Origin of the sequence: Nostoc sp. T09 (assembly GCF_002154695.1) — a bacterium.
In the GTDB taxonomy this organism is placed as follows: Bacteria; Cyanobacteriota; Cyanobacteriia; order Cyanobacteriales; family Nostocaceae; genus Aulosira.
The window spans coordinates 1-1,626 of the sequence record NZ_MTAV01000112.1; the positions used below are offsets into that span (position 1 = coordinate 1).

At 41.1% G+C, this 1,626-nt stretch carries 1 protein-coding gene; it reads left to right on the plus strand.

Features of this window, described 5'->3' with window-relative positions; translation table 11 throughout:
* Positions 1-320: 320 nt before the first annotated feature.
* On the plus strand, positions 321-1,190 hold the full coding sequence (locus BV372_RS22095) for a hypothetical protein (RefSeq protein WP_086688647.1): 870 nt from the start codon (positions 321-323) through the stop codon (positions 1,188-1,190).
* The last annotated feature ends 436 nt before the right edge of the window (positions 1,191-1,626 follow it).

Here is a 1,626-nt window from a genome sequence, read left to right on the forward strand (position 1 = left end):
GAACCGCCGTCACCCTGGAAGGGTGCGGCTAATTGAACAAAGCCCACCTGCGTGGGCTAAGAAAATTTAGCCCACGCAGGTAAGCTCTTGTAACGTTAGCCCCAGGCTTACAGCCTGTGGGCGGTCTTTTGGGTAAGCCAGAGAAGTTAAGTTGACACCAATGAGCAATGCTAAACCCTGAAGCGCGTATTTGTATCATTATTAAGGTGAAATGGTATTAGGTACTCGTAGACGCTAAGATTTAGTGCGGAATCAATTAGTGGCAGGTCTGAATCCTTCACTTGATTTATCTTTGATTTGTTGCTCTTGGTGAAATTTCCATGTCGCAAGGCAATCAGAATTCACAACCTCCTCAAAAACCCAACCAGAGAGACCAGCCAATTTGGAAGTCTACTATTATCCAATTTCTGAGAGGGACAATTAGGATTTTAGAGACTACGGTGGTGAAACTAGAAACAGCACCACCACCAGGAACTGAAGAAACTCCTGGTTTTTGGGGTGAATTGCTAGCTAAAATCCGTGCTTTTTTACCAGCAAATTTGTCTGCAAAGTTGTCAGATACAGCTTTTACAGGGATTATTGCTAGCATTGCTGTAATTCTAGTTTGGACAACTACGAGCGTTTTCACGAATAAACCTGTTGAGGTAGCAACAGTTCCCCCGGTTGAGGAAGTTCCTGCACCAACACCCACGCCAACAATAACTACTCCACCAGAGTCAGTAACGCCAGAACCTCAACCACAAGAAGAAATCACTCCGTCGCCAGAAGCAGAAGTTCCTCCTGTGGAACCGGAACCAGAACCAACACCAACACCGGAACCAATACCAACACCGGAACCCACACCGACACCAACGCCAACGCCAATTTTGCAATTGACACCGGAACAAACCTTAATTGCCGCCATCGAAAATCAAGTAGCAGAAATTAGCGATCGCATTGCCTCTGGTCTTATAAAATCAATTCAAGCCAATTTTCGTACTAGTAACTTAACTGTCAAAATTAGTGACGATTGGTACACTCTCACCCAATCTCAACAAGATAAGCTGGCAGCCGATATCTTACAACGCTCTCAAGAACTGGATTTTAGTCATCTAGAAGTTGTTGACTCTCAAGATAGGCTAGTAGCGCGGAATCCGGTTGTGGGTAATGAAATGATTATTTTTCAACGGCGGGTTAGTGCAAAAGTATAGAGTAATAGTTGAAGAAGGAATTATCTATTCTGGATATAAATAAGCGATCGCACTGTCAGATCTGCCAAAATACTCTGTGGATTCGCTGTAAACTGAAGCGGCTTAAGCAATAATTACTAACTATCAAACAGCTATTCCTTAAATTCAAACAATAGCTGTTAAGGTTTAAATGTTTGTAGCTAATGCTGGATTATTTATAAGTAATGCTTAAGCATTAGTATCTCAGTTATAATTGTTAGTTGCTAATGTTCCAGCGTTAGTTACTAGTATTGCTTGATATATAAGAAATGCTTAAGTTCTTCTTATAAAGATATAAATCATTGCAGCTAATATTGCAGTGTTTTTAGTTAATGCTATTCCATGTATACGAAACACTTTAAGAGGATGTTTGAAAAGTTGGAAGTTAAGTAAAAAAAGCTCTCAGGGCATAAGCTGT